General features: G+C 62.1%; 23 protein-coding genes and 1 pseudogene. 11 read left to right on the plus strand and 13 right to left on the minus strand.

The genetic code is table 11. The annotated features are described in order from the left end of the window. The first annotated feature begins 28 nt into the window (after window positions 1-28). Window positions 29-640 (plus strand): DNA-3-methyladenine glycosylase, encoded by a 612-nt coding sequence (locus tag CKW24_RS23735; RefSeq protein WP_095170737.1) that lies wholly within the window; start codon window positions 29-31, stop codon window positions 638-640. Continuing rightward, window positions 637-900: an Ada metal-binding domain-containing protein gene (locus tag CKW24_RS23740; protein ID WP_095170739.1), complete on the plus strand. Its 264-nt coding sequence runs from the start codon at window positions 637-639 to the stop codon at window positions 898-900. Before CKW24_RS23735 ends, CKW24_RS23740 begins: the two co-directional genes overlap by 4 nt. On the opposite strand, the gene CKW24_RS23745 is transcribed toward CKW24_RS23740, so the two are convergent. The 12 genes and pseudogenes from CKW24_RS23745 to CKW24_RS23795 form a co-directional block, all read right to left on the minus strand. After that, window positions 901-2,595 carry a BCCT family transporter gene (locus CKW24_RS23745; protein WP_095170741.1) on the minus strand — a complete coding sequence of 565 codons (1,695 nt, stop codon included), beginning with the start codon at window positions 2,593-2,595 and terminating at the stop codon, window positions 901-903. A gap of 241 nt (window positions 2,596-2,836) precedes the next feature. Further along, window positions 2,837-4,081 (minus strand): MFS transporter, encoded by a 1,245-nt coding sequence (locus CKW24_RS23750; RefSeq protein WP_177440703.1) that lies wholly within the window; start codon window positions 4,079-4,081, stop codon window positions 2,837-2,839. A 39-nt stretch (window positions 4,082-4,120) separates the two neighbouring features. Further along, a complete protein-coding gene (locus CKW24_RS23755; protein ID WP_095170742.1) occupies window positions 4,121-4,492 on the minus strand; it encodes an ethanolamine utilization protein EutQ in 372 nt (123 codons plus the stop codon). Continuing rightward, window positions 4,489-5,817 (minus strand): FAD-binding oxidoreductase, encoded by a 1,329-nt coding sequence (locus tag CKW24_RS23760; protein ID WP_095170745.1) that lies wholly within the window; start codon window positions 5,815-5,817, stop codon window positions 4,489-4,491. Before CKW24_RS23760 ends, CKW24_RS23755 begins: the two co-directional genes overlap by 4 nt. 10 nt (window positions 5,818-5,827) lie before the next feature. Further along, entirely contained in the window at window positions 5,828-7,072 is a 1,245-nt protein-coding gene (locus tag CKW24_RS23765) for an FAD-dependent oxidoreductase (RefSeq protein ID WP_256585535.1), read from the minus strand. Further along, window positions 7,061-7,225, minus strand: a pseudogene (locus CKW24_RS28510) (rubredoxin); the annotation flags it as partial. The gene CKW24_RS23765 and the pseudogene CKW24_RS28510, both read right to left, overlap by 12 nt. Window positions 7,226-7,230: 5 nt before the next feature. Next, entirely contained in the window at window positions 7,231-8,676 is a 1,446-nt protein-coding gene (locus CKW24_RS23770) for an aldehyde dehydrogenase family protein (protein ID WP_095170749.1), read from the minus strand. Between the two features lie 12 nt (window positions 8,677-8,688). After that, a complete protein-coding gene (locus tag CKW24_RS23775; RefSeq protein ID WP_174244582.1) occupies window positions 8,689-9,876 on the minus strand; it encodes an aromatic ring-hydroxylating dioxygenase subunit alpha in 1,188 nt (395 codons plus the stop codon). 239 nt (window positions 9,877-10,115) lie between these two features. Beyond that, complete coding sequence (locus CKW24_RS23780) at window positions 10,116-11,033, minus strand: LysR substrate-binding domain-containing protein (RefSeq protein ID WP_095170751.1); 918 nt, start codon at window positions 11,031-11,033, stop codon at window positions 10,116-10,118. Window positions 11,034-11,197: 164 nt separating this feature from the next. Next, window positions 11,198-12,442 carry a saccharopine dehydrogenase family protein gene (locus CKW24_RS23785; protein WP_095170753.1) on the minus strand — a complete coding sequence of 415 codons (1,245 nt, stop codon included), beginning with the start codon at window positions 12,440-12,442 and terminating at the stop codon, window positions 11,198-11,200. 27 nt (window positions 12,443-12,469) lie between these two features. Continuing rightward, entirely contained in the window at window positions 12,470-13,567 is a 1,098-nt protein-coding gene (locus tag CKW24_RS23790) for a carboxynorspermidine decarboxylase (protein WP_095170755.1), read from the minus strand. Between the two features lie 716 nt (window positions 13,568-14,283). Further along, window positions 14,284-15,321, minus strand: coding sequence for an Ldh family oxidoreductase (locus CKW24_RS23795; protein WP_095170757.1), 1,038 nt, complete (start codon window positions 15,319-15,321; stop codon window positions 14,284-14,286). A 130-nt stretch (window positions 15,322-15,451) separates the two neighbouring features. Between CKW24_RS23795 and CKW24_RS23800 the strand changes: the two genes are divergently transcribed. From CKW24_RS23800 to CKW24_RS23830, 7 genes are all read left to right on the plus strand, one after another. Then, on the plus strand, window positions 15,452-16,327 hold the full coding sequence (locus CKW24_RS23800) for a MurR/RpiR family transcriptional regulator (protein WP_095170759.1): 876 nt from the start codon (window positions 15,452-15,454) through the stop codon (window positions 16,325-16,327). A 13-nt stretch (window positions 16,328-16,340) separates the two neighbouring features. Further along, entirely contained in the window at window positions 16,341-17,096 is a 756-nt protein-coding gene (locus CKW24_RS23805) for a transporter substrate-binding domain-containing protein (RefSeq protein WP_095170761.1), read from the plus strand. Between the two features lie 111 nt (window positions 17,097-17,207). Beyond that, window positions 17,208-17,927: an ABC transporter permease gene (locus tag CKW24_RS23810; RefSeq protein WP_095170769.1), complete on the plus strand. Its 720-nt coding sequence runs from the start codon at window positions 17,208-17,210 to the stop codon at window positions 17,925-17,927. Continuing rightward, entirely contained in the window at window positions 17,924-18,634 is a 711-nt protein-coding gene (locus tag CKW24_RS23815) for an ABC transporter permease (protein WP_095170771.1), read from the plus strand. Before CKW24_RS23810 ends, CKW24_RS23815 begins: the two co-directional genes overlap by 4 nt. Before the next feature lie 51 nt (window positions 18,635-18,685). Continuing rightward, entirely contained in the window at window positions 18,686-19,927 is a 1,242-nt protein-coding gene (locus tag CKW24_RS23820) for an FAD-binding oxidoreductase (protein WP_095170773.1), read from the plus strand. Window positions 19,928-19,944: 17 nt separating this feature from the next. Then, the gene (locus CKW24_RS23825; RefSeq protein WP_371917608.1) at window positions 19,945-20,733 is read left to right on the plus strand and encodes an amino acid ABC transporter ATP-binding protein; all 789 of its coding nucleotides are present in this window, start codon (window positions 19,945-19,947) and stop codon (window positions 20,731-20,733) included. A gap of 109 nt (window positions 20,734-20,842) precedes the next feature. Then, complete coding sequence (locus CKW24_RS23830) at window positions 20,843-21,295, plus strand: hypothetical protein (RefSeq protein ID WP_095170775.1); 453 nt, start codon at window positions 20,843-20,845, stop codon at window positions 21,293-21,295. An 11-nt stretch (window positions 21,296-21,306) separates the two neighbouring features. Here the strand turns inward: CKW24_RS23830 and CKW24_RS23835 are convergent, their stop codons facing one another. After that, window positions 21,307-21,468 (minus strand): DUF2986 domain-containing protein, encoded by a 162-nt coding sequence (locus tag CKW24_RS23835; RefSeq protein ID WP_095170777.1) that lies wholly within the window; start codon window positions 21,466-21,468, stop codon window positions 21,307-21,309. Window positions 21,469-21,756: 288 nt separating this feature from the next. On the opposite strand from CKW24_RS23835, the gene CKW24_RS23840 reads away from it, so the two are divergent. Together CKW24_RS23840 and CKW24_RS23845 are read left to right on the plus strand one after the other, a co-directional pair. Further along, window positions 21,757-23,181 (plus strand): FAD-binding oxidoreductase, encoded by a 1,425-nt coding sequence (locus CKW24_RS23840; protein ID WP_095170779.1) that lies wholly within the window; start codon window positions 21,757-21,759, stop codon window positions 23,179-23,181. Window positions 23,182-23,248: 67 nt separating this feature from the next. Next, window positions 23,249-24,331: an ABC transporter substrate-binding protein gene (locus tag CKW24_RS23845; RefSeq protein WP_095170782.1), complete on the plus strand. Its 1,083-nt coding sequence runs from the start codon at window positions 23,249-23,251 to the stop codon at window positions 24,329-24,331. Window positions 24,332-24,412: the final 81 nt, after the last annotated feature.

The raw sequence follows: 24,412 nt of genomic DNA on the forward strand, positions 1-24,412 counted from the left end.
AACCCCTCATTCCTGACCCGGATGCCCCATGCCCTATCACCGCGCCCGCCAGTTCCTCGCCGCCCTCGACGACGACTGGGCGCGGCATGTCGCGGCCATCGGCCCATGCCTGCATCAACCCCAGCCAACGCGCGATCCCTACGAAGCCCTGGTGCGGGCGATCGCCTATCAGCAGCTGCACGTGCGTGCCGGCGATGCGATTGTCGGGCGCTTGCTCGCGCTGTTCCCCGGGCAGCCCTTCCCCACTGCTGCACAGTTGCTGGCCAGCGAGTTTGACGACCTGCGCCGCTGCGGTTTTTCCGCGAGCAAGATCGCGACCATCCAGGGCATCGCTGGCGCCACGTTGAGCGGCGTTGTCCCGGACTACCCCACGGCGCAAGCCATGGACGACGAGGCGCTGATTGCGCGCCTGACGCCGTTGCGTGGGGTTGGTCGCTGGACCGTGGAGATGCTGCTGATCTACACCCTCGAACGCCCGGACATCCTGCCCGCCGACGACTTTGGTGTACGCGACGGTTACCGCCGCCTCAAGGGCCTGGAGCAAACGCCTACGCGCAAGCAGATGCTCGACCTTGGCCAGGCCTGGAGCCCGTATCGGACGGTTGCCGCGTGGTATTTGTGGCGAGTGCCCAGGGGATGAAAACCTACTGGCTGCTCAACGAACAACGGCACAAGATCGCCAGCCCGGTGCCCGGCCTGTTGGGCGGCCACCGGCGCTCGAAGATCTACGGTCGCCTGGATTGCCCAGGCGCCTTGCGTGCCATCGCCCGGGGCGGCTACGTGACTCATCGGGTGTTTTTTGCCGATGAGGCAGCCGCCCTGGCGGCCGGTTTCCGGCCGTGTGCGGGGTGTTTGCCAGAGGCTTATCGGGCGTGGAAAAACGCCCGACAACCGCTCTGATCAGTAGGCTTCAGCTACCGGAAAAGGCACACGTTTACCCGTTACCACTTCAGGTTCACGTCGTTCTGCCAACGCAGCGTCCTGCTCCGATTTCGGCTGCGGTGCCGGGGTACGGTAGGCCACGGCCGGCATCTCCTGGCGCAAGCTGTGGATCAGGCTGTAGCAAATGGCCAACAGCAACATGGCGATCGGCAACCCTGCGGCAATACTCGCCATTTGAATCGCTTTCAATCCGCCGGCCAATAACAACCCCGCCGCAATGGCGCCTTCCAACAGGCACCAGAGCACCCTGATCCACTTCGGTGGATTGGTGCTGCCCAATGCGCACAAGGTACACAACACTTGGGTCCCGGCATCGGCGGTGGTGACAAAGTGCACCCCGAGCAACACGCAGACCAGGATCGACAGTGCCGCGCCGACCGCTGGGCCATCGAGCACTTGCAACAGGGTGAACATGGCCGCCGTGGTTTCTTTTTTGGTCGCCAACAGCACCGTGCCACCGCTGAACGGTGCTTGCTCCTGCACCACTTCCTGAGCCGCTACCGACTGCTGATAGGCCTGCCGGTCGAGTTGCTCCTGCTTCAGGGAAGCACCACCAAAGACCGACATCCAGAGGATGGTGACCATGGTCGGCACAATCAACGCACCCACTACCAGCTCACGGATGGTCCGGCCTTTGGAAATTCGCGCGATGAACAAGCCGACAAACGGCCCCCAGGTCATCCACCAAGGCCAGTAGAACGCGGTCCACCAGTTTTGCCATTCGCTGTCTTTCTGGGCATCCATCCAGAAACTCAGGCCGACGATGTTCTGCACATAATCGCCGGTGGATTCGAACATCAAGTTCAGAATGTAACGGGTTGGACCTAACAGCAGCACCGCGAGCATTAACAGGAAAGACAAATACATATTAAGGGTGGAGATGCGCTTCATCCCCTTGGACAATCCCACCAGCAAGGAAACGCAGGCGAGAATACTGACCACCAGGATAATCGATAACTGCAGGCCGATACTCACCGGGACATCAAACACTTGATGTAAGCCGGTATTGATCTGCGCCACACCCAGGCCCAGTGACTGGGAAACACCAAAGGCGGTGATCACCACACCCATGATATCGACCACATGGCCGATCCAGCCGTAGATGCGGTTACCGATCAACGGATAGAGCAACGAACGCAGCGCCAGCGGCAAGCCCCGGCGATAGGCAAAGTACGCCAGGCCCAGGCCGATCATGGAAAAGATTGCCCACGGGTGCAGGCCCCAGTGAAACAGGGTGATGCGCATGGCGATGCTCGCCGATTCGTCGGTCAAGCCCTTGGAAAACGGGTTGTCGGCGTAGTGCAGCATGGGCTCGGCAACCGACCAGAAGATCAGGCCGATGCCCATGCCGGCGCTGAACAGCATGGCGATCCAGGATGCGAAACTGAACTCTGGCACATCCTCGTCGGCGCCCAGCTTGAGGTTGCCAAAGCGACTGACGGCAATATAAGCCAGCACCCCAAGTACAGCACTGATCAACGTGATGTAGTACCACTTGAAGTTGTACAGGATAAACCCGGAGGCCGTTTCAAACGCCTTGGCGGCTTGTTCATCTTGAACGGCACAAAACAGTACAAACAGGATCACGCCAACTAATGAAGCCACCGTCACTTTCGGATTCAAGCCTTTCAACATGCCAGATTGCGCACGCATTTTATTCCCCTTTTGTTTTTGTATAAGGGTGTAGAGAGTGTTCTGGAGTCAGGCGCTTGACGGGTTATTTAAAGCCCCGAAAAACAACGCTGTTCATCCGATGATTATTCCAGGCGTGTTTATCCTAATTACCACTGGCAAGATGGTGGAAACCCCACCCGCCTTCAAACCATTTTTCGTCACCGATTCATGAGAAAAACGCATCGATCAAAACCGTCGCTGTCCTCCCTGGCGACGGCACTTAGTGCCTTGCCGATTGCTCTACCGGCTCTGCCACCGCCACCCAGTTCGAACTTGCCAGACCATCCGGCGTGAGCGGTTGATGCAAGGGCGCGTCCGGGTTCAGGTGCCGACCGCTGACTCGCGTCTGGGTCACGCACAAGGCCAGCAACAACGCACAACCGGCGTGGAAAAAATACAGGCTGGAGGCGCCCGCATATTCCATCAATAAACCTGCCACCAGCGGCCCGATACAGGCTCCGACGCCGAAGGTGATCAACAGCATGCCCGAGAGGGACACCCGCAAGCCTGCCTCCATATTGTCATTGGCCAGCGCCACGCCCAGCGGGTACAGGCAAAACTGCAGGAAGCCAATCGCCGCGCCAAACAGCAACACGGTGCTGAACGAGGGCGACTGATTAAACCCCAGCGGCAGGCTGGCCACGAGAAGCACCACCGCCACCCCACGGATCAGGCTCGCCCGTGGCAGCCGGTCCGAGAGCCAGCCCAGCGGCAACTGCGCCAGCAGCCCGGCGCCGATGGTCAAGGCCATGAACTGCCCGACCTGCGCCGTATCGAGTCCCTGCTTGCTCGCATAGATCGCAGCCAGGCCGTAGAAACTGCCATTGATCATCCCGGACACCAGGACGGTCACCAACGACTGGGGAATCCGCCGCACAAACAACCGCACATCAATCGCCGCACTGGGCACCACGCTGGGATGGGCGCTGCGGGTCAGCGCCACTGGCACCGAGCACAGGGCAAACACCATGGCCACGCCCAATAGCGCACGAATGCCCAAGCCGGTATCGAGGGTCAGGGCCAACTGGCCGAGCATCATGCCGACGTAGCTGGCAACCATGTACAGCGCCAGTACCGCGCCACGTTGCTCGGTGCGGGCCTGATCGTTGAGCCAGCTTTCGATCACCATCAGCTGGCACATCATCGCCAGCCCCACCAGCGCCCTGAGCAATAGCCAGAACGGCAGTGAATGACTGAATTCATGGGCCAGCACCGCTGCGGCAATAATCCCGGCGCACGCTGCATAGGTACGAATGTGCCCAACCGCGCCGATCAGCCAACGCCCGACCCAACCGCCCAGGACCATGCCCAGGGCATTGGCGGCCATCAAGGCACCGCCGGCCGCCTCGCTCCCGCCCATGCCACTCAAGCGCAACGCCAGATAGGTCATCAGCAGGGTCGAGCCCAATTGCATCAACAAGCTGGCCAGGTAAAGGGCCCCGAAAGTTCGCGTCAGTCCAAGCACGGTGCGGATTCCAAGAAGTCCAAGGGAGGGAAGTTGGCGTCACGCCAATCCGTGCAGCTCTTTCCAGTTACCTGGGTGCACCACGTAGCCGAACAAGGCATGACCGCCATACACCAGCTCGCTGCCTTCAGGAATCCACAGCACCTGGCCCGGCCTGACCTCGAACATTTCGCCGTCGGCCTGCAACTGCAGACAGCCCTCGATCACGAAGATCACCTCGTCATACAGCACCGTCCACCGCACCTCTGCCCCTTCCCAGCGGGCAAATCCCACCCCGATGTTCGGCGACACCTCGTTGCTCACGGCACGGGCGACATAGGCCGCTCCGGGCGGCCCACCACGCACGGTGAATGTCAGGTCCTGCTGGTCGATGCACAGCACCCGTGCCTTGCCTGGGGCGCGCGGGCTCATAACTCACTCCGGCTGTTCCAGGCGGCCAGGCGAATGCGCGAGCGCACCCCCAGGCCGAGAAACGGTTCCGGTGGGTTGAGCGACGGCATGCCGGTCACCGCGCGGATATCGTTCAACTGCGCCGAATCGGCGCCCACCGCCAGATCGGCCAGCAAGGTCCCGGAAATCGTGCCCCAGGCCGCACCCACCCCGTTGTCGCACGCCGAGGCATGCAGCCCCGGTTCCAGTTCGCCAAAGAAGTTGGTGAAGTTGCGCGAGATCGCATAGACCCCACCCCAGGTATGACTGAAAGGCACCTCGGCCAGTTGCGGGAAGCGCGCCAGGAACGCCTTGCGATGCGCCGCGCGCACGTCCAGGCGCATGGCATCGCTGGTGCTGCGCCCATACTTGGGCACATGTTTATAGGTATTGCGGATGATCAGGCGACGATCCTCGGTCATGCGCACCGTGGTACCGGCGTGGTCCGCCGGGGTCAGCCCCCAGTCCACCTGACCGCCGTAGGCCGCCAGCTCGTTGTCGGTCAGCGGTCGGGTCCAACTGGCGAAGGTCATCACCGGCAGCAGGCGGTTACGCAAATAACCAAACTCCTGGGTGAAGATGCTGGTGCCGAGCAATACCTGCGGGCTGCGGATCAGCCCCTGGCTGCCATGCAACAGCCAGCCGCCCTTGCCGTCGCGCTCCAGGCGCTGGATCGGTGACTCTTCCAGCAACTCGACATTCTCCGGCAACGAACGCGCCAGCCCGGTGACCAGGGCCGCGGGTTGCATCAGGTAGCAGCCGGGGGTGTAGATCGCGCCACTGTAATGCTGGGTGCCGAGGACACTGGACAGTTCTGCCGGACCCACCCGGCGAAACGGTTCGCCAAGGTCGCTCATCAGCCGCTCGAAGTGATCCAGGTAAGCCAGGCCACGCGCACCGACGGCACCTTGATACTTACCGGCATGGGACCATTGGCAATCGATCCCACGGCTCTGCACCAAGCCTTGCAACTGTGCAATGGCGGCGCGATTGAGCCCCAGCAAGCGCTGCTTGTGTGCCGGGTCCGGATGCTCCAGGGCGAACTTGTGGGGCAGGTCAATCACAAACCCGGAGTTGCGCCCCGAAGCCCCGTGAGCCACCCGTTGGGCATCGACCAACAGAATCCGTGCTTGCGGGTGATGCGTTGCCAGGCGGCGTGCGGCCGCCAGGCCGGCAAACCCTGCGCCGACGATGGTGAAGTCGGCCCGCTGCTCACCGGACAGGCGCGTGCAGGCGGGTTGTGGAGGCAAGGCTGCGTACCAGCCGCAGCTGGCATCGTCATACGGCAGATTGATCGTGTTCTTCATGATTCGGGCCTCAGGCTACAGCCTGTTGGGAGTTCTGGCAGGACTGCAGCAAACGGCTGCGTTGGGCTTGCGCCTGGCGACCGAGCAGGACAAAACCTTGCAGCGCGCCGTCGACGTCATGGAAACCGGCACTCACCCCATCCTCGGTCAAGGTGCAGCGCCATTCCCCCACGCAACCCGCCGCGGGCGGCAGCAGGCACAGCGGCGCGACCGGGGTCTTGACCGTCACCGGCATCAACGGGTAATCGACGGCCGTAGGCCGGCCGAGCAAAGTCTGGCTGAGTGCCTGGATGCCCTGGTTGATCGGTGCCAGATACGGCAACAACTGCCCGGCGATTTCGATGCAATCGCCCAAGGCGTAGATCCCCGGCTGGGAAGTCTGCAGTCGCGAGTCCACTTGAATGCCCCTGCCGACTGTCACCCCGGCACTCTCTGCCAGGCTGAGGTCCGGCCGCAGCCCGACGGCAGACAACACCAGGTCGGCCTCGATGCGTTGCCCGTCGGCGAGTTGCAAGCCGTAACCCTGGGCCGTTGGCTCGATGGCCTGCAGGGTGTTCTGCAGATACCAATTCACTCCCAATTCGCTGAGGGCGTGCTGCAGCTTCTGGCCGGCCTCGACCGGCAGCAGGCGCTCCATGGGCCAGCGGCCGAGGCCGATGACATCGACACGCACGCCGTTGCTGGCCAGGTCGTTGGCAAACTCGCAACCGATCAGGCCGTCGCCCAGGATGGCGACACGCTGCACGCTGCTCAGGCGCTGACGAAACTGTCGGTAGTCGTGCAAATTGTTGACGCTGAGTACGGCACTGGTGTCGCCCTCGATCGCCAGGCGCAGCGGCATCGCGCCGCTGGCGAGGACCAACTGGCCGTAGTCCATCTCACCCAGACTGGTGCTCAAGCGCCGCGCCGCGCTGTCAATGCGCTGCACCTGGCAATGCGCATAGACGCGGATATTCAGGCGCCGCTCGATGGCCATCGGCGACTCGCTGGCCAATGCCTCGGCGTCTTTGCCCTGGGACAGCCCGATCGACAGTGCCGGCTTGGAATACAAGTGCCCGCAGTCCTGGGTCAGCACGCAGATCTCCACCCGCGGGTCGGCCTTGCGCAATGCCTGGGCCAGGCCGTAACCGGCGTAGCCGCTGCCGATGATGACGATCGGCTGGGTCGGCAACAGCGCTGCAGGGGCTATCACCGGGGTGGGCAACGGCACACTGGCGACGGTAGCCGGCGCAACATGCTCACTGATATCGAGCATCTCGAAATCCGCCTTGCCGACGTGGCATTCGGGGCACAGCCAGTCTTCGGGCACATCCTCCCAGCGCGTGCCGGCGACGATGCCGTCCTGGGGCCAGCCCAGCGCCTCGTCGTAGATCAGGCCACAGACGATACACAGCCAAGTCTTGTACATGGCGCTCACTCCCCCGCAACCCGGATCGCTACGTTCTTGGTGCGCACATAGCTGTACAAGGCTTCCTGGCCCTTTTCCCGGCCAAAACCCGACAGCCCGACGCCACCAAACGGGGTTTCGATTCCCCCGGCGTACCATTCGTTGACGAACACCTGGCCGGCCCTCAGGCGCCGGGTGCAGCGCATCGCCCGGCTGATGTCCTGGGTGAACACCCCCGCCACCAGGCCGAACTCGGTACCGTTGGCGATGGCGATCGCTTCCTCCTCGGTGTCGAAAGGGATCACCGCCAGCACCGGGCCAAACACCTCTTCCTGGGCAATGCACATGTCGGGACGCACATCGCGGAACACCGTCGGGGCCATGAAGTGACCGGCTCGGTCAGGCAATGCCTGGCCACCGGTGGCCGCTACCGCACCTTGCGCCACAGCGCGGCGACACAGGTCTTCGATACCTGCCAGTTGTCCGGCACTGACCACGGGCGTGAGGTCCGCGTCGTCCTGGCCGATCCCGACGCTGAGCCCTTCGGCCATGGCGACCACGGACTCGACCACTTGCTCATAAATCTCGCGCTGCACCAGCAGCCGGGACATCGCTGAACAGACCTGGCCGGCATTGAAGAAAATCCCCGACTGGACGCTGGCCAGCAGTTGCTCGGGGTCGGCATCGGCGAAGGCAATCGCCGCCGACTTGCCCCCCAACTCCATCACGCTGGGAATCGCGTGTTGGGCGGCATCCCGCAAGATCGACTGCCCGGTAGGCACGGAACCGGTGAACACAATCTGGTCCACCGCACGGTGGCTGACCAAGTGCGCCCCGACCTCACGGCCTCGGCCGCAGATCAGGTTGACCGCGCCTCGCGGCAAGCCCGCTTTGCTGATGGCGCCGATCAGTACACACAGGCCCAACGGTGAAAGCTCAGGCGACTTGATGATCACCGCGTTACCCGCCGCCAACGCCGGGGCCAGGGAACGCGCACAGATCGAAACCGGGAAGTTCCAGGGCACGATCTGCGCCGAAACGCCCATCGGGTCGTACAGGGTAAAGTCCATGTAACCGTTGCCCAGCGGGATCGAGGTGCCCTCGATCTTGTCCGCCATCCCGGCGTAATACTCGAAGTACCGCGCCGCCTCGACGAACTCGTCCCTGGCGTCGCACAGGCGCTTGCCGTTCTCCTGGCACAGCACCCAGGCGCCCTCGTCGGCCACGGCGCGAATTTCTTCGGCGATGCGCAGCAGCCAAGTAACGCGTTGCGCCGGGCGCACTCGGGTCATTTCACCGCTGTCGGCACAGCGCCGGGCCGCCGCCAAGGCGCGCTCGGCGTCTGCCAGACCGGCCTGGGCGATGGTTGCGAGCAACTCGCCATTGCCCGGGTTGTGGACTTTCAAGTGCTGGGTACTGTCGCTCCATTCACCGTCGATGTAGTTGAGCCAGTGCGAGGCTATCGGATACATGGGCGCTCCTCCTCAGGCAGACGGCGTGGTGGCGAGCAACTGACGTGCAGCCCACTGGTGGAAGAAGTGCGTCGGGATGTCCATTTCCGGAGAGAACGCGCCACCTTTGTAGCCTGGGGAGAAACGGCCTTTCTGCATGCCTTCCACCGAGCTGATGTCTTCCTGGAACACCACTTTCCAGGACTCGAGAATCGCTGCGCGGCAGGCGGCGAACTCATCGCTGGTGGCCGCTTCGTCACCCACATAGAACAGGCGCAGGTGCTCGATGGTGCGTCCCGGCGCAACCGGCTCAAGCTGCATGGCAAAGGCGTGGTCGGCCTGGATGCCCAGCAGCACGTTGGGGAAAAATGCTACATATTCGGCGTTGCGCAGACGGTCCTGGGGCCACGCCGGGAACTTCGGCAGGTGGGTCCCGGCGACATCCGAGAGGTTGTAGGCGTAGCTGCCCTGGCCGGCGAAATGCTCGTCGAACAGGATGTTGTAGTGGTCTTCCAGGCGTGAATAGGAGTTCAGGCTCGGGTGCACCCACGGCAGGTGATAGGCCTCGCAGTAGTTCTCCACCGCCAGCTTCCAGTTGCAGTTGATGTCCAGGGTGGTCTGGTCCTGGCCCGCACGGCGACGCAGCAGGCTCATGCCGTCCTCGCCAAGGAACTGGGTCCAGCGCGTGGTCAGTGGCGCGAGCATGTCCTCGAGTGGCTGGGCGTCGCCCGACAGGTTGATGAACACCATGTCCATCCAGATCGCGCTGCGGATGGCTTTCAGGCCGTGCTTTTCGCAGGCGAAGCGCTCGTCCTTGTGCTGATCGATCCCGCCGACGTGCGGCGTGCCACGCAGGCCGCCGTTGAGGTCATAGGTCCAGGAGTGGTAAGGGCAGCGAATCACCCCTTGCACCTCACCGGCCTCCTCCACCAGCTTCATGCCGCGGTGACTGCAAACGTTATGGAATACCTGCACCAGGCCTTCACGGTTGCGCATCAGCAGCAGGGGCAGGCCCATGAAATCAATCGGCTTGACCGAACCGGCCTTGACCAGGTCACTGGCGAAACCGACACAGGCCCAGGTCTTGCCCATGACCTGATCACGTTCCAGTTCGAAGAAATGTTGATCGGTGTAGAACTCGTTGCTCAGCCCGGTGGCCTCATGGATCGGGTTAAGTACGGTTTCAAGGTGATGCACAGGAATTTGGCGGTTGTTGCTCATTATTGTTTTCCCCTGCTGGGCACGGTTTGGAAAGATCGGCAGGCCCACTGGCCACTGTCCGTTGGCAGCCAGTTTGGGAAAACAGGAGTGGTCTCGACAAACGATATTTGCGGGGCGATTCATGACTTTTAGTCATAAATTCGCCTGCCTTGTTTTTTGCCTTGAAACTTGCTAATTGCAGGGGCGCGCGAATATATGAGCAACTTGTTGTTATCGGCAAGTTTAACTTTTTGCGATTATTAGACGGAGTCTTTCGAAGGCGGAAGTTGATTCAACAACCAACTTCTAAAGCACTTCACACTCTGGCGCATAGCCCCCCGGGACAACGGTTCCAGCAAACAGAACTGCGCCTCGGTCGTTAATACCGCCTCCAGCGGTCGTACCAATGCGCCGGTGCGCAAAGGGTCGTCGACCAGGTTCGACCAGGCCAGGGCAATGCCCTGCCCGTTGATTGCCGACTGGATCAGCATCGAGTAACTATTGATATTGATTCGGCGCTTTGGCTCGACCTTGTTCAGGCCCTGGCTGAGCAACCAGTCGGACCAGCCGATCCAGTCCCGCTGCGGGTCATCGAGGTACAGCCAGGTCAAGCCGGCAAGGTCCTCAGGCTTGCTCAAATGCGGGTGCTGGGCCAGGTAGGCCGGGCTGCAAACCGGGTACACCTCCTCGCAAAACAAGGGCGTTACCTGCATGTTCGGTGGTGGCGTGCGGCAGTAATACAAGGCCAGGTCACAGTCCAGCCGGGAGAAATCCTTGACCTGATCGTGGGCGATGATCCGCAGGTCGATCTCTTCGTTTTCACGCTGGAACTGGGTGACTTTGGGCAATAACCAGAGTGATGCCATGGCCGTACTGGTGGCCACCGTTACTTGCTCGGCCCCCTGCCATTGGCGTATTTCCCCGGTGGCTTGCGCCACGCCCAGCAATGAATTGCGAACCGCTTCGTAATACTGGCTGGCGGCCGGGCTTAGTTGCAGAGTACGGGTCGTGCGTATAAATAGGGTTTTACCCAGGTAATCTTCGAGCAAACGTACCTGGCGACTGATCGCGCCTTGGGTAACGTTTAATTCATGCGCCGCCAACGTGAAACTCATGTGCCGCGCTGCGGCCTCAAAAGCAATCAAACTATTGAGGGGTGGAAGTGGATGGATTCTCATGCAGGCAAGTCACGTCGTTATTGTGGTTATATGCCACTAGTCTAGCCCTTGTAATAAGCAGTGCACAGAGGGACGCTCGCCCACCGGTCCTGTGCTGGAAAACAAAACGCCGCTCAATGAGCGGCGTTCTTGTGCGCGGGGCAGTTACCAGGACCTGGAAGGCCTCAGGCTTTGCTGTCCCATGGACGATCGCCACGCTCATCCTTGATGCGGGTCGGCAGGCCCATCACGTCCAGCGCCTTGAGGAACGGCTCGGCTGGCAGCTCCTCGACGTTGACCATGCGTTGCACGTCCCACTCGCCACGGGCGACCAGCAAGGCGGCGGCTACCGGTGGCACGCCAGCGGTATAGGAAATGCCCTGGCTGTCGGTTTCGGCATAGGCCTCCTCGTGATCAGCCACGTTGTAGATGAACACTTCACGCGGCTGGCCATCCTTGGTGCCCTTGACCAGGTCGCCGATGCAGGTCTTGCCGGTGTAGCCAGGCGCCAGCGAACTTGGGTCCGGCAGCACGGCCTTGACCACTTTCAACGGCACCACTTCCAGGCCTTCGGCAGTCTTGACCGGTTGCTCGGAGAGCAGGCCAAGGTTCTTGAGTACGGTGAACACATTGATGTAGTGCTCGCCGAAGCTCATCCAGAAACGCACGTTGGCCACGCCGAGGTTCTTCGACAGGGAGTGCACTTCATCGTGACCGGTGAGGTAGAGGTTCTGCGCGCCGACCACTGGCAGGTCGTCGGTGCGTTTGACTTCGAACATGGTGTTGCTGGTCCACTGGCTGTCCTGCCAGCTCCACACCTGTCCGGTGAATTCGCGGAAGTTGATTTCCGGGTCGAAATTGGTGGCGAAATATTTGCCGTGGGAACCGGCATTGACGTCGAGAATGTCGATCGAATCAATGCGGTCGAAATACTGTTGTTGCGCCAGGGCTGCATAGGCGTTGACCACACCCGGGTCGAAGCCCACGCCGAGAATGGCGGTGACGTTCTTCTGCTGGCATTCCTCGAGGTGCTTCCACTCGTAGTTGCCATACCAGGGCGGCGTTTCACAGATTTTGCCCGGCTCTTCGTGGATGGCGGTGTCCAGGTAGGCGACACCGGTATCGATGCAGGCACGCAGCACCGACATGTTGAGGAACGCGGAACCAACGTTGATGACGATCTGCGATTCGGTTTCGCGGATCAGCGTCTTGGTCGCTTCGACATCCATGGCGTCCAGGGCAAAAGCCTGGATATCGGCGGGCACTTTGAGGCTGCCCTTGGCCTTGACGCTGTCGATGATGGCCTGGCATTTGGAGATGTTGCGCGACGCGATAGCAATACGACCGAGTTCATCGTTGTGCTGCGCGCACTTGTGGGCCACCACCTTGGCGACACCTCCTGCACCAATGATAAGTACGTTCTTCTTCAATTTTTCTCTCTCTCCTTCTGCGCCAGCTTACGAAAGGCTGGACAAGTAATCGTCGAAACCAAACTCACGAACCAGCTCGACACTACCATCGAGTTGTTTCACTACGATGGACGGCATTTTCAGGCCGTTGAACCAGTTTTTCTTGACCATGGTGTAACCCGCGGCATCGACAAACGACAGACGGTCGCCAATCGCCAACGGTGCAGCAAACTGATACTCACCAAAGATATCCCCGGCCAGGCAGGATTTGCCGCACACCATGTAGGTGTGTTCACCCTCGCTCGGCGCCAGCTTGGCGTTCAGGCGGTAGATCAGCAGATCGAGCATATGCGCTTCGATGGAGCTGTCCACGACGGCCAGGTGCTTGCCGTTGTAGAGGGTGTCGAGCACGGTGACTTCCAGCGAAGCGCTCTGGGTGATGGCAGCTTCGCCCGGCTCCAGGTAGACCTGCACGCCGTACTTCTGCGAAAAGGCCTTGAGGCGCGCGCAGAACTGGTCGAGGGCATAGTCTTCACCGGTGAAGTGAATACCGCCGCCCAGGCTGACCCATTCGACCTTGTGCAGCAGGTGACCGAAGCGCTCCTCGATGGTGCACAGCATCTGGTCGAACAGGCCGAAGTCGCCGTTCTCGCAGTTGTTGTGGAACATGAAGCCGGAGATCTGCTCGATGACCGCCTCGACCTTGACCGGGTCCCACTCGCCCAGGCGGCTGTATGGACGCGCCGGGTCTGCCAGCAGGTAGTCGGAGCTGCTCACCTGCGGGTTGACCCGCAGACCGCGAACCTTGCCTTCGGACGCCTCGGCAAAGCGCTGCAACTGGCCGATGGAGTTGAAGATGATCTTGTCGCAGTTGGCGAGCATCTCCTCGATCTCATCGTCGGCCCAGGCCACGCTGTAGGCGTGGGTCTCGCCGGCAAATTTCTGGCGGCCGAGCTTGAGCTCGTAGAGCGAGGACGAGGTGGTGCCATCCATGTACTGCTCCATCAGGTCGAACACCGACCAGGTGGCGAAGCACTTGAGCGCCAACAGGGCCTTGGCCCCGGACTGCTCGCGCACGTAGGCGATCTTCTGCATGTTCGCCAGCAGCTTTTGTTTATCGATCAGGTAGTACGGCGTCTTAATCATTTCGAGGCCTCCGGCAAGGCTAGCCAAAAAAGGATGCGCATTGTGCCTTCACTGACTGCAGATCGAAAGAGCAGAAAGCGTTTGCGCCCTGGCCAGGGCATGGGAAGGGGTCAGTTATAACGGGGCGGGGCATGCAGGACGGCAGTTTCAACCCACCAAACCGGTGGGGGTGTCAGGTGCCATGGATGTTGACTGTGCCGGCCTCATCGCGGGCAAGCCCGCTCCTACAGTGATTTTGGCTGTTCACAGATTCTGTATACACCACATCAAACCTGTGGGAGCGGGCTTGCCCGCGATGGCGGTGTGTCAGGCAACATCGATGTTGGCTGTGCTGGCCACATCGCGAGCAAGCCGCAAGCGGGCGCTCGCTCCCACAATGAATTTGGTTGCTCACAGATTTTGTATACACCCATACCAAACCTGTGGGAGCGGGCTTGCCCGCGATGGCGGTGTGTCAGGCAACATCGATGTTGGCTGTGCCGGCCTCATCGCGAGCAGGCTCGCTCCTACAATGAACTTGGTTGGTCACGGATTTTGTATACACCCACATCAAACCTGTGGGAGCGGGCTTGCCCGCGATGGCGGTGTGTCAGGCGCCAGCGATGTTGGCTGTGCTGGCCTCATCGCGAGCAAGCCGCAAGCGGGCGCTCGCTCCCACAATGAATTTGGTTGCTCACAGATTTTGTATACACCTGCAAGGTCGGATACACCTTTGCCTAGCGCGCGCTCGCCAGTTCACGCAGCCGCGCCAACTCGGCTGCAGGCAGGCTGATGCCATCGGCCAGGGATTTGGCCCGTTCCTGATACCGTCGGTCGCCTGGCATGCGTTGCAGGCCGACGCCGCGCATCTGCTGCACCAGTTCTTCGCTACGGCTGGCGAAGTGGTTGCCGGCGGTCTTGCTCGGATCGATCACGATCAGCAACTGACCGGTCCAGGGGGTTTGTGCCCCGGGATGGTTCGACCAGTCGAACTCGAACGAGAAGTTGCCGCCGGTCAGGGCCGCCGCCAACAGTTCCACCATCATCGACAGGGCCGAACCCTTGTGCCCGCCAAACGGCAACAGCGCGCCGCCGTTGAGGATAGCCTTGGGGTCCCGGGTCGGCTGGCCCAGGCTGTCGACGCCCATGCCCTCGGGCAGCAATTGACCCTGACGCGCGGCGATCTGCACATCGCCGTGGGCGATGGCGCTGGTCGCCAGGTCAAAGACGATCGGCTCGCCACCGGCCCGCGGTGCGGCAAAGGCAATCGGGTTGGTGCCGAACAGCGGCCGTTGCGCGCCATGGGGCACCACGCAGGTCATGCTGTTGACCACGCTCAAGGCCACCAGGCCCTCTTCGGCGAAGGGTTCGACGTCCGGCCAGAGCGCGGCGAAATGGTGCGAGTTGCGGATCGCCAACACCGCGATGCCGGCACTGCGGGCCTTTTCGACCAGCAAGCCACGGGCTGCGGCCAAGGCCGGCTGGGCAAAACCTTTGGCCGCGTCGACCCGGACAAAACCCGAAGCCACATCCTCCACCACCGGCACGGCCCGACCATCCACCCAGCCACTGGCCAACGACGACAGGTAACCGGGAATGCGGAACACCCCGTGACTGTGGGCGCCGTCGCGCTGGGCGCTGGCACAGTTGTGCGCCAGTACCTGGGCGACTTCCGACGAGGTGCCGTGCTGTTCAAAGATGCGCTGCAGCAGCTCAGTCAGGTCGGCGAGTGAAAGGCTTTGCACTTCGGGCAAAGCGGTGTTGGCGTGGGACATTCTGAAGCTCCGGGCGATTTGTTGTTATGGGCGAACTATCCGGCGATGACAGTTATCTGTCAAATATTGACTTTATGACAGAAAACATCCATTTTCCTTCCCAAGCGCTGAATAACAACAGGAAACAGCCTTGAGCCAGCCCATCAAACAACGCCTTGAAAGCAGTCTGTCAACCGCCGCCGCCTCTGGCCGGGCGATTGCCAACTACATGCTGGCCAACCTCTATGAACTGCCGTTCCAGACCGCTGCCGACATTGCCGCGAAGTTGAACGTCAGTGAATCCAGCGTCGGGCGCTTCTGTCGCTCCATCGGCTACAGCCACTTCAAAGACCTGAAAAACGACCTCAAGGCCGACCTGGGCGATGGCCCGTGGCTGGTAGGCGACCGTTTGCAGGAATTCCGCCAGCAGGCCAACCAGGGTCCGCAGGGCCTGCCCCGCAGCTTCGAGCTGGAAGTGGCGGCGCTGGTCAAGGTCTACGAATACAGCCTGACCCCCACCTGGCACGCCGTCAGCCAGCGCCTGGCCAGCCGGCGCAAGGTGTTCGTCGCCGGGTTCCAGACCGAACGGGGCATCGCCGCCTCCATGGTGCACTTGCTGCAGTACCTGCGCGATGACGTGCACTGGGTCGACGGCGCTGCCGGGCATTACGCCGACGTGCTGCTCAGCCTGCCCGCCGACAGCGCCCTGGTGGTGTTCGAAGCCCGCCGCTATTCACGCCATGCCCTGACCCTGTGCCGCAAGGCCCGCGAGGCGGGCATCCCGGTGACGCTGGTCACCGACACCTTTTGCGACTGGGCCGAGCAGAACGCCGACGAAGTGTTCCGCGTGCCCACCGAGTTCAACCTCTTCTGGGAGTCGACCGCCGCGATGCTGTCGTTGGTGCACCTGCTGGTCAACGACGTCTGCAAACAGCTGGGCCCGGAAGTGGAAAAACGTCTTGCCGCCGTTGCGCTCCTGCACAACGAGTTCGTTGGATACACATCATCACCAAGCTCAAAACAATAAATCGAGGTGCTAGATGAAACACGTCATTCGCTTTGCCAGTGCATGTGCAATGGTCCTGGCCGGGGCCTCCGGCGCGCAGGCTGAAGTCCTGAAGATCGCCACCGAAGGCGCTTACCCGCCGTTCAACTATGTCGACTCGGACAACAAGCTGCACGGCTTCGATGTGGACATTGCCAACGCGCTGTGTGAACGCATGAAAGTCCAATGCAAGATCGTCGCCCAGGACTGGGAAGGGATTATCCCGGCGCTGATGGCGAAGAAATACGACGCCGTGGTTGCCTCGATGATCGCCACCGACGAGCGCAAGCAGAAGATCGATTTCACTAACCACTACTACCGCACTCCGCTGTCCGTGGCCGTGCCCAAGGACTCGGACATCTCCGACGCCCAGACCGATTTCAAAGGTCGCACCGTGGGTGCCCAGGCCTCCTCGACCCAGGCCATCTACGCCGAAGATCACTACGGCCCGGCTGGCGCCGACGTCAAGTTCTACCCGACCCTGGATGAAGCCAACAGCGACCTGGCTGCCGGCCGCGTCGACGGGGTGATTGCCGACAAGTTCCCACTGCTGGCCTGGATCGACAGCGCCGGCAAGGACTGCTGCAAGATCATCGGCGATGTCAACGGCACCACCGCCGACGCCTCCATCGCGGTACGCAAGGGTGACGATGCACTGCGCGAACGTTTCAACAAGGCGCTGGATGAAATCGTCGCCGACGGCACCTACAAGAAGATCTCCAGCCGCTACTTCGCGTTCGACATCTACTGATCCCCTGCCCCCCAGGCCAGCCTGCGGGGCGTTCCTTGCCGACCTGCTGCACCGCGCGCCCACCGGCGGCGGTGCACGCGTGCGGGCCTAATTTACCGAGAGGGTTCGAGCATGTTCGAAAACCTGTCACTGCTTTCCTTCGCCAGCGGCGGCTGGGGCTCAGCCTTGCTGGCCGGCGCCCTGGTGACCATCGTCCTGGCCTTGAGCTGCCTGCCGATCGGCTTGCCACTGGGGTTGGGCCTGGCCTTGGCCGCCCGCTCCCGACGTCGCTGGCCGCGCGCCATGAGCACGGTGTTTGCCACCGTGTTCCGTGGCCTGCCCGAACTGCTGACCCTGCTGATCATTTACTACGGCTGCCAGATCGGCGCGCAGAAACTGTTGTCGGTGATGGGCTACGAGGCTGAAGTGGCGATCAACCCCTTCGTCGCCGCCATGATCGCGTTCAGCCTGGTGTTCGCTGCGTTCTCCAGCCAGATCTGGCTGGGCGCCTTCAAGACCGTGCCCAAGGGCCAGTTCGAAGCCGCTGCCGCCCTCGGCCTGTCCCGGCGCACCACCTTTACCAAAGTGGTGCTGCCGCAACTGGTGCGCATCGCCCTGCCGGGCCTGTCGAACAACTGGCTGTCGTTGCTCAAGGACACTTCGCTGGTGTCGACCATCTCGCTGGTCGACCTGATGCGCCAGACCAACCTGGCCGTCAGCGTGACCAAGGAACCAATGTTGTTCTACACCGTGGCCTGCTTTGGCTACCTGTTCTTCTCGGCGATTTCCGGCCGCCTGTTCCAGTACCTGGAACAGCATTTCAGTCGCCATCAACGGAGCGTGCGCCCATGAGCCTGGCTGAATTGCAGAGTCTGTTCCTCAGCCCTGAGTTGCTGGAACGTTATGGTCCACGCTTCATAGACGGGCTGTTGGTCACCGCCAAACTGGTGGCTATTTCCTTCACCCTCGGTGCCCTGCTCGGCCTGCTGATTGCCCTGGCGCGGTTGTCGGGCAACCGCTTTCTCAGCCGTTTTGCCGGCGTCTATGTGTACTTCTTCCGTGGCTCGCCGCTGCTGGCCCAACTGTTCATGCTGTATTACGGCCTGGGTTCGTTCAAAGGCTTCTGGCAGGACGTCGGCCTGTGGTGGTTCTTCCGTGACGCCTGGTTCTGCACCCTGCTGGCGTTCACCCTGAACACCGCGGCCTATCAGGCGGAGATCCTGCGGGGCAGCATCATGGCCGTGGCCCAGGGGCAACGCGAAGCCTGCAACGCCCTGAGCCTGTCGCGCTGGACCACCTTTCGCAAAGTCGTCCTGCCGCAATCGCTGCTGGTGGCCATCGGCCCCCTGGGCAACGAACTGATCCTGATGATCAAGGCCAGCGCCATTGCCTCGCTGGTGACCATCTACGACTTGATGGGGGTGACCAAACTGGCCTTCTCGCGCAGTTTCGACTTCCAGATCTACCTCTGGGCCGCGGTGCTGTACCTGCTGATCGTGGAAGTGGTGCGACGCAGCCTCAAAGCCCTGGAAGGCCGCCTCGGCCGCCACTTGCAGTAAACCGGTTTTTTCTCGGGCTGCCGTGGGCGCCCCAGCATCAAGGATCTACCCATGCATTGCCAAACCATCGTTCTGGGCGCCGGGATTGTCGGCGTCAGTACCGCCCTCCAGTTACAGGCCCGTGGCCGCCAGGTGGTGCTTATCGACCGCCAGCAGCCGGGCAAAGGCACCAGCCACGGCAACGCCGGGCTGATCGAGCGCGCCAGCGTGATTCCCTATTCGTTCCCCCGCGAGCTGTCGAGCCTGCTGCGCTACGCCCGCAACCAGCAATCGGACGTGCGCTACAGCCTCAAGCACCTGCCCAAGGCCGGTCCCTGGTTGCTGCAATACTGGCGGCACTCCGGGGCCAAGGGCCTGGCCATGGCGACCAAGGCCATGCTGCCGCTGGTGGAACGTTGTGTCAGTGAACATGACCTGCTCTCGACGCCAGCCGGCATGGACCATTTGATCCAGGCCGGCGGTTGGGTCGAGGCCTACAGCTCGATCCCGGCTTTCTTCAAGGCGCAGCAGGACGCCGCAGCACTGCAGCGCTTTGGCCTCAATTACCAGGTGCTCGACCGCGACGAACTGCGGGCGCGCCAACCCGGCCTGCACAGCAGCGTGATCGGTGGCATCCACTGGCTCGACCCCAAGACCGTCAGCGATCCCGGCGGCCTGACCCGTGGGTACGCCGAACTGTTCGTCGAACGCGGCGGCGTGTTTGTCCTCGGCGATGCCCTCTCCCTGCGCCAGGGCGAAGGCAAATGGCAGGTACAGACCGAGCAGGGCCTGGTGATCGGCGACGAAGCCGTGGTCGCCCTCGGTCCGCAAGCCCGAGGCGTCTTCGAACCCCTGGGCTACAAGATTCCGCTGGCGATCAAGCGCGGCTATCACATGCACTATGCCGCCCTGCCAGGCAGTTGCCTGCAACAACCCTTGCTCGACCCTATCGGCGGTTACGTGCTGGCGCCGATGGTGGGTGGCGTGCGTCTGACCACCGGGATCGAGTTCGCCGACAGTGACGACCCGATCAACGAAATCCAGTTGCGCCGCTGCGAAGAGCTGGCGCGCAAGTTCTACCCGCTGGGCGAACGCCTGGACGCCGAACCTTGGCTGGGCCGCCGCCCGTGCCTGCCGGACATGTGCCCGGTGATCGGCCCGGCAGCGCGGCACCCGGGCCTGTGGTTCAACTTCGGCCACGCCCACCACGGCCTGACCCTCGGCCCGGTCTGCGGCCGTTTGCTGGCCGAAATGATGACCGGCGCCACCCCGTTCACCGACCCTGCCCCTTACAGCGCCGAGCGCTTCCATTGATTGCCGGAGACCCGACCATGCCTGCCCTCTCTGCCCGTATCGATACGCCGCTGGCCGTGCAACCCGACACCCGTAAGGTAGTGGTGGATATCGCCGCCCTGAACAAGTTCTATGGCGCCTTCCATGTCTTGCACGACATCAACCTGCAAGTGCGCGAAGGCGAACGCATCGTCCTGTGCGGGCCTTCCGGCTCGGGTAAATCGACCCTGATCCGCTGCATCAACCGCCTGGAAATCGCCGAGAAAGGCCGGATCCTGGTGAATGACACCGACCTGTCCCAGAACACCCGCGAGGCGGCCAAGGTGCGCAGCGAAGTGGGCATGGTGTTCCAGCATTTCAATCTGTTCCCGCACATGAGCGTGCTCGACAACTGCACCCTGGCGCCGATCTCGGTGCGTGGCCTGAGCCGCAAGAAAGCCGAGGAACTGGCCGAGCACTTCCTGCACAAAGTCGGGATCGCCAGCCAGGCCAGCAAGTACCCCAGCCAGCTCTCCGGCGGCCAGCAACAGCGCGTGGCCATCGCCCGGGCGTTGTGCATGGAACCGAAAATCATGCTGTTCGACGAGCCCACTTCGGCGCTCGACCCGGAGATGGTCAGCGAAGTGCTGGACGTGATGGTGAAACTGGCTGGCAGCGGCATGACCATGCTCTGCGTGACCCACGAGATGGGGTTTGCCCGGCAAGTAGCCGAGCGCGTGCTGTTTCTCGACGGTGGCCAGATCATCGAGGACGCCCCGCCGGAAGACTTCTTCAACGCCCCGAAAAGCCCACGGGCCAAGGCCTTCCTGGCGCAGATCGTGCATTGACACAGGCCAGGCCCGCAGGGTGCTGCGGGCCTGACTGACGAACGTCAGGCGACTATTGGGCGATACCCGCTAATCTCCCATGGCAATTCTTCAACACTGGAGGTTGGTCATGAATCCCAGATATCCACTGGTCGCCCTGCTGGTCAGCGCGAGCCTGTTTGGCTGTACCACGTCAAGCGAGCACGGGATCAGCATTCCCCTGGCGGCCACTCGGCACAACGTCGGGCAAATCGCCAATACCACCCTGGCCAATTGGGACCAGAACACCGGGTTCGACTTTTTCATCAGCGGCGTGCCCACCGGCACCTCCCTGCCCCTGCGCATCTACACCTTCATCCATAAGGGCAGTTGCCAGCAGCCCGGCCCGGTGGCCTATGCGATGAACGACAAGGTCAATACCGAACGCGCCGCCGTTGCCGGCTGGACCTTTTCCAGGAGCGCCGCCATCGCCCTGCCGGAGTTGCTGGCCGGCCAGTACTCGATCGTCCTGCGATCGGCACCGGAGGACGGCAACCTCGATCTGTTCTGTGGCGATATTCCCCAGGGCGGCACAGCAAAATAGTCGAGGCGCGATCAGCTCTCGACCGGGCTGCTTGGATCCTGACTGGCTTCAGCCGCCAGCTTCAAGCGGTCGGCTTTGCTGATGTACTTGTCTTTGTTGACTGGGGCCAGCTTGGCGCTGGCCTTTTTCGCGTGGGCTTTTAACAGCTGCTTGATTTTCTTACGGCGATTCATGGTGCTCTACTCAGGGTGACAATGGCGCGATGGTAGCAGCTTGCGATATTCAAGCTGGTGCCCGTCGCACCGCCTGAGTCGATAAAGTTGCCAATCAGCGATCACCCTCCTCCTTTCCAGCTTGGCTCTAGCAGCGCAATGGGCGCTCTGTTGCCCAGCCGTGAGCCATATCTAAAAACGACATACCTAAAAACGACACACCCCAGAATCCCTATTGCCAATGAGGGGAGAAGCACTCTACTATTTTTGCAATTACTTTAATTGCATTGAGATTACTGGAGTCAGCGAATGTCATTGGTCGACGAGCTCATCGCTCTGCTTGGTGCAAACAACCTGATTACCGACGCGGGCGAAATGGCCGCTTCCCTTGAGGACTGGCGTGGGCGCTACCGTGGCGCGGCGCTGTGTGTCGCCCGTCCGGCCAGCACCGCAGAAGTGGCAGCGGTAGTGGCCTGCTGTCACCGGCACCGCGTGCCCGTGCTGCCTCAAGGCGGCAACACCGGCCTGGTCGGTGGTTCGGTGCCGCCTTCCAGCGGGCCGGTTCCGGTGATCATCAATCTGCAGCGCATGCGCCGCATCGGCCTCGTCGACCCCGTCAACAACTCCATCGAAGTGCAGGCCGGCTGCGTCCTGGCTAACGTGCAGCAAGCGGCGCGGGACGCCGGACGCCTGTACCCGGTCAGCCTGGGGGCCGAAGGTTCCTGCCAGATCGGCGGCACCATCGCCACCAACGCCGGGGGCATCTCCGTACTGCGTTATGGCAACACCCGCGACAACGTCCTGGGCATTGAAGTGGTACTGGCCGATGGCACCATCTGCTCGGAACTGCGGGCCCTGCGCAAAGACAATACCGGCTACGACCTCAAGCATCTGTTTATCGGCTCCGAAGGCACCCTGGGGATCATCACCGCCGCCGTGCTCAAGCTGCATCCCCTGCCCACGCGCTGCGCAGTGGCCTGGGTCGGCGTCAGCAGCCCGGCCCAAGCGATCGAGCTGCTGGTGCTCACCCGCCAGCTGTCGGGCTCATCGCTGTCGGCCTTCGAGCTGATGAACCAGTTGCAACTGGACCTGGTAGTGGAGCACGTGCCGCAGCGCCGCTCGCCACTGGATACCCGGCATCCCTGGCACGTGCTGATCGAGCTGGCGGATACCGCGGGCAGCGCCGACCCCGAGGCGGCCCTTACGGCCATCCTCGAGCAGGCGTTCGACCAGGCCATCGTCGACAACGCCAGCATCGCTTCCAGTCAAGGCCAGCAAGCCGCCATGTGGGAGCTGCGCCACAGCGTGTCGGAAGCCAACAAGAAAGGCGGCATCGGCCTGACCACCGATTGCGCTGTGCCGGTGTCCACCATCGCGACCTTCATCGAGCGGGCCAACGCCGCGGTGGCGAAGCTTGCTCCGCAAGCGCAGATCGTGATCGTCGGGCACATGGGTGACGGCAACATTCACTACATTCCGTTCTTCCCGTTCGCGGTCTGGGACGGACTCGAGCAAACCGAAGCCCTCGCCCGTGAACTGCGTCGCGCGGTCAATGACGTGGCCGCCGAACTGGCCGGGACCTTCAGCGCCGAACATGGCGTCGGGCAAACCTCGCTCGATGAAATGCATAACTATAAATCCGCGGCTTCGCTCGCCCTGATGCGGGCGATCAAACACGCCGTCGACCCCCTTGGCCTGTTCAACCCGGGCCGACTTATACCGCCTGAAAAATAAAACCCACAACAAACATCCCTAGTGACGATAGCGACTATCGACAATATCGCGAAGAGAGGTCAGGAGTATGGGCAACAACATTAATAACTGGTCACGCCGCAGTGTGCTCAAGGCCAGCGTGGTCGGGGCCGTCGCACTGTCGACGAGCAGCATGTGGTCGTCCTTGCGGGCGCAAACCAAACGCATCGTGGTGCGCGATGATGGCGGCGTCTACACCAAGGCCTACACCGAGGTGTTCTATCGGCCCTTCCAGGAGGCGACGGGAATCGAGGTGATTGGCGTGCAAGCCAACGCCGAACCGACCGCGCAGATCCTGTCGATGGTCGATGCCGGTTCCTACACCTGGGACATGGCCAAGATCAGCCAGCCGGCAATCAAGATGCTCACCCAGGGCCAGAAGAAATACCTCGAGGCCCACGGCCTGGGCAACGACCCCATCGTGGCGCAGATGCCCGAGCACTTCATGTCCGAGTACGGAGTCGGCACCAACGTCTACACCACCGTGCTGGCCTATCGCAAGGATGCCTTCGAAGGGCGCCAGGCGCCTACCTCCTGGAAGGACTTCTACGATGTGCAGGGTTTCCCCGGTCGCCGCGCCCTGCGCCGTCACCCCTTCGACACCATCGAGCAGGCACTGCTGGCCGACGGAGTTGCCGTGGCCAACGTCTATCCGTGCGACCTGGAGCGGGCGTTCTCGGCACTCGACAGAATCAAGAATGACGTCTCGGTGTTCTGGACCAGTGGCGCACAAGTCGAGCAATTACTGGTGTCCGGCGAAGTCGACATGGTGCCGGTCTGGGTCTCGCGTGCGCAATCGGCCCGCAGCTCCAATGCCCCGGTCGGCATCGTCTGGGACCAGAACATCTGGGGCCTGGACAGCTGGGCCATCCTGGCGGGCACGCCCAACGCCGCAGCCTGCCGCGAGTTCATCAAGTTCACCTGCGACCCCGAGCGCCAGGCTGCACTGACCAAGTACTTCCCCGCCGGTGTGACCCATCCCCGGGCCTTTGACTTCATCGACCCGGCCGTGGCCGCCGATTGCCCCTCCTACCCCGACCACATCGCCAAGGGGCTACCGATCGATGCCCAGTATTGGACAGAAAAACAGGGCACGGCGCTGGAACGCTATAACGCATGGCTCCTGAGCTGACCCCGCTGACGGGTCCGCCACGCGGCGGGCCCGATATTTCCTGCCCCTTGTCTTCAGGTCTTCGCCATGTCCTCTTCCAGC

The sequence above is a fragment of the Pseudomonas sp. Irchel 3H3 genome (assembly GCF_900187635.1).
GTDB lineage: Bacteria > Pseudomonadota > Gammaproteobacteria > Pseudomonadales > Pseudomonadaceae > Aquipseudomonas.

What these genes read in the sequence shown, in the direction of transcription:
- CKW24_RS23805 (WP_095170761.1), top strand. Translation starts at nt 16,341, where the DNA reads ATGAAACACGTCATTCGCTTTGCCAGTGCATGTGCAATGGTCCTGGCC.
- CKW24_RS23770 (WP_095170749.1), bottom strand. Translation starts at nt 8,676, where the DNA reads ATGTATCCGATAGCCTCGCACTGGCTCAACTACATCGACGGTGAATGG.
- CKW24_RS23835 (WP_095170777.1), bottom strand. Translation starts at nt 21,468, where the DNA reads ATGAATCGCCGTAAGAAAATCAAGCAGCTGTTAAAAGCCCACGCGAAA.
- CKW24_RS23765 (WP_256585535.1), bottom strand. Translation starts at nt 7,072, where the DNA reads ATGCTCGATATCAGTGAGCATGTTGCGCCGGCTACCGTCGCCAGTGTG.
- CKW24_RS23745 (WP_095170741.1), bottom strand. Translation starts at nt 2,595, where the DNA reads ATGCGTGCGCAATCTGGCATGTTGAAAGGCTTGAATCCGAAAGTGACG.
- CKW24_RS23760 (WP_095170745.1), bottom strand. Translation starts at nt 5,817, where the DNA reads ATGAAGAACACGATCAATCTGCCGTATGACGATGCCAGCTGCGGCTGG.
- CKW24_RS23840 (WP_095170779.1), top strand. Translation starts at nt 21,757, where the DNA reads ATGTCATTGGTCGACGAGCTCATCGCTCTGCTTGGTGCAAACAACCTG.
- CKW24_RS23790 (WP_095170755.1), bottom strand. Translation starts at nt 13,567, where the DNA reads ATGATTAAGACGCCGTACTACCTGATCGATAAACAAAAGCTGCTGGCG.
- CKW24_RS23810 (WP_095170769.1), top strand. Translation starts at nt 17,208, where the DNA reads ATGTTCGAAAACCTGTCACTGCTTTCCTTCGCCAGCGGCGGCTGGGGC.
- CKW24_RS23820 (WP_095170773.1), top strand. Translation starts at nt 18,686, where the DNA reads ATGCATTGCCAAACCATCGTTCTGGGCGCCGGGATTGTCGGCGTCAGT.
- CKW24_RS23845 (WP_095170782.1), top strand. Translation starts at nt 23,249, where the DNA reads ATGGGCAACAACATTAATAACTGGTCACGCCGCAGTGTGCTCAAGGCC.
- CKW24_RS23775 (WP_174244582.1), bottom strand. Translation starts at nt 9,876, where the DNA reads ATGAGCAACAACCGCCAAATTCCTGTGCATCACCTTGAAACCGTACTT.
- CKW24_RS23755 (WP_095170742.1), bottom strand. Translation starts at nt 4,492, where the DNA reads ATGAGCCCGCGCGCCCCAGGCAAGGCACGGGTGCTGTGCATCGACCAG.
- CKW24_RS23825 (WP_371917608.1), top strand. Translation starts at nt 19,945, where the DNA reads ATGCCTGCCCTCTCTGCCCGTATCGATACGCCGCTGGCCGTGCAACCC.
- CKW24_RS23740 (WP_095170739.1), top strand. Translation starts at nt 637, where the DNA reads ATGAAAACCTACTGGCTGCTCAACGAACAACGGCACAAGATCGCCAGC.
- CKW24_RS23815 (WP_095170771.1), top strand. Translation starts at nt 17,924, where the DNA reads ATGAGCCTGGCTGAATTGCAGAGTCTGTTCCTCAGCCCTGAGTTGCTG.
- CKW24_RS23780 (WP_095170751.1), bottom strand. Translation starts at nt 11,033, where the DNA reads ATGAGAATCCATCCACTTCCACCCCTCAATAGTTTGATTGCTTTTGAG.
- CKW24_RS23795 (WP_095170757.1), bottom strand. Translation starts at nt 15,321, where the DNA reads ATGTCCCACGCCAACACCGCTTTGCCCGAAGTGCAAAGCCTTTCACTC.
- CKW24_RS23735 (WP_095170737.1), top strand. Translation starts at nt 29, where the DNA reads ATGCCCTATCACCGCGCCCGCCAGTTCCTCGCCGCCCTCGACGACGAC.
- CKW24_RS23830 (WP_095170775.1), top strand. Translation starts at nt 20,843, where the DNA reads ATGAATCCCAGATATCCACTGGTCGCCCTGCTGGTCAGCGCGAGCCTG.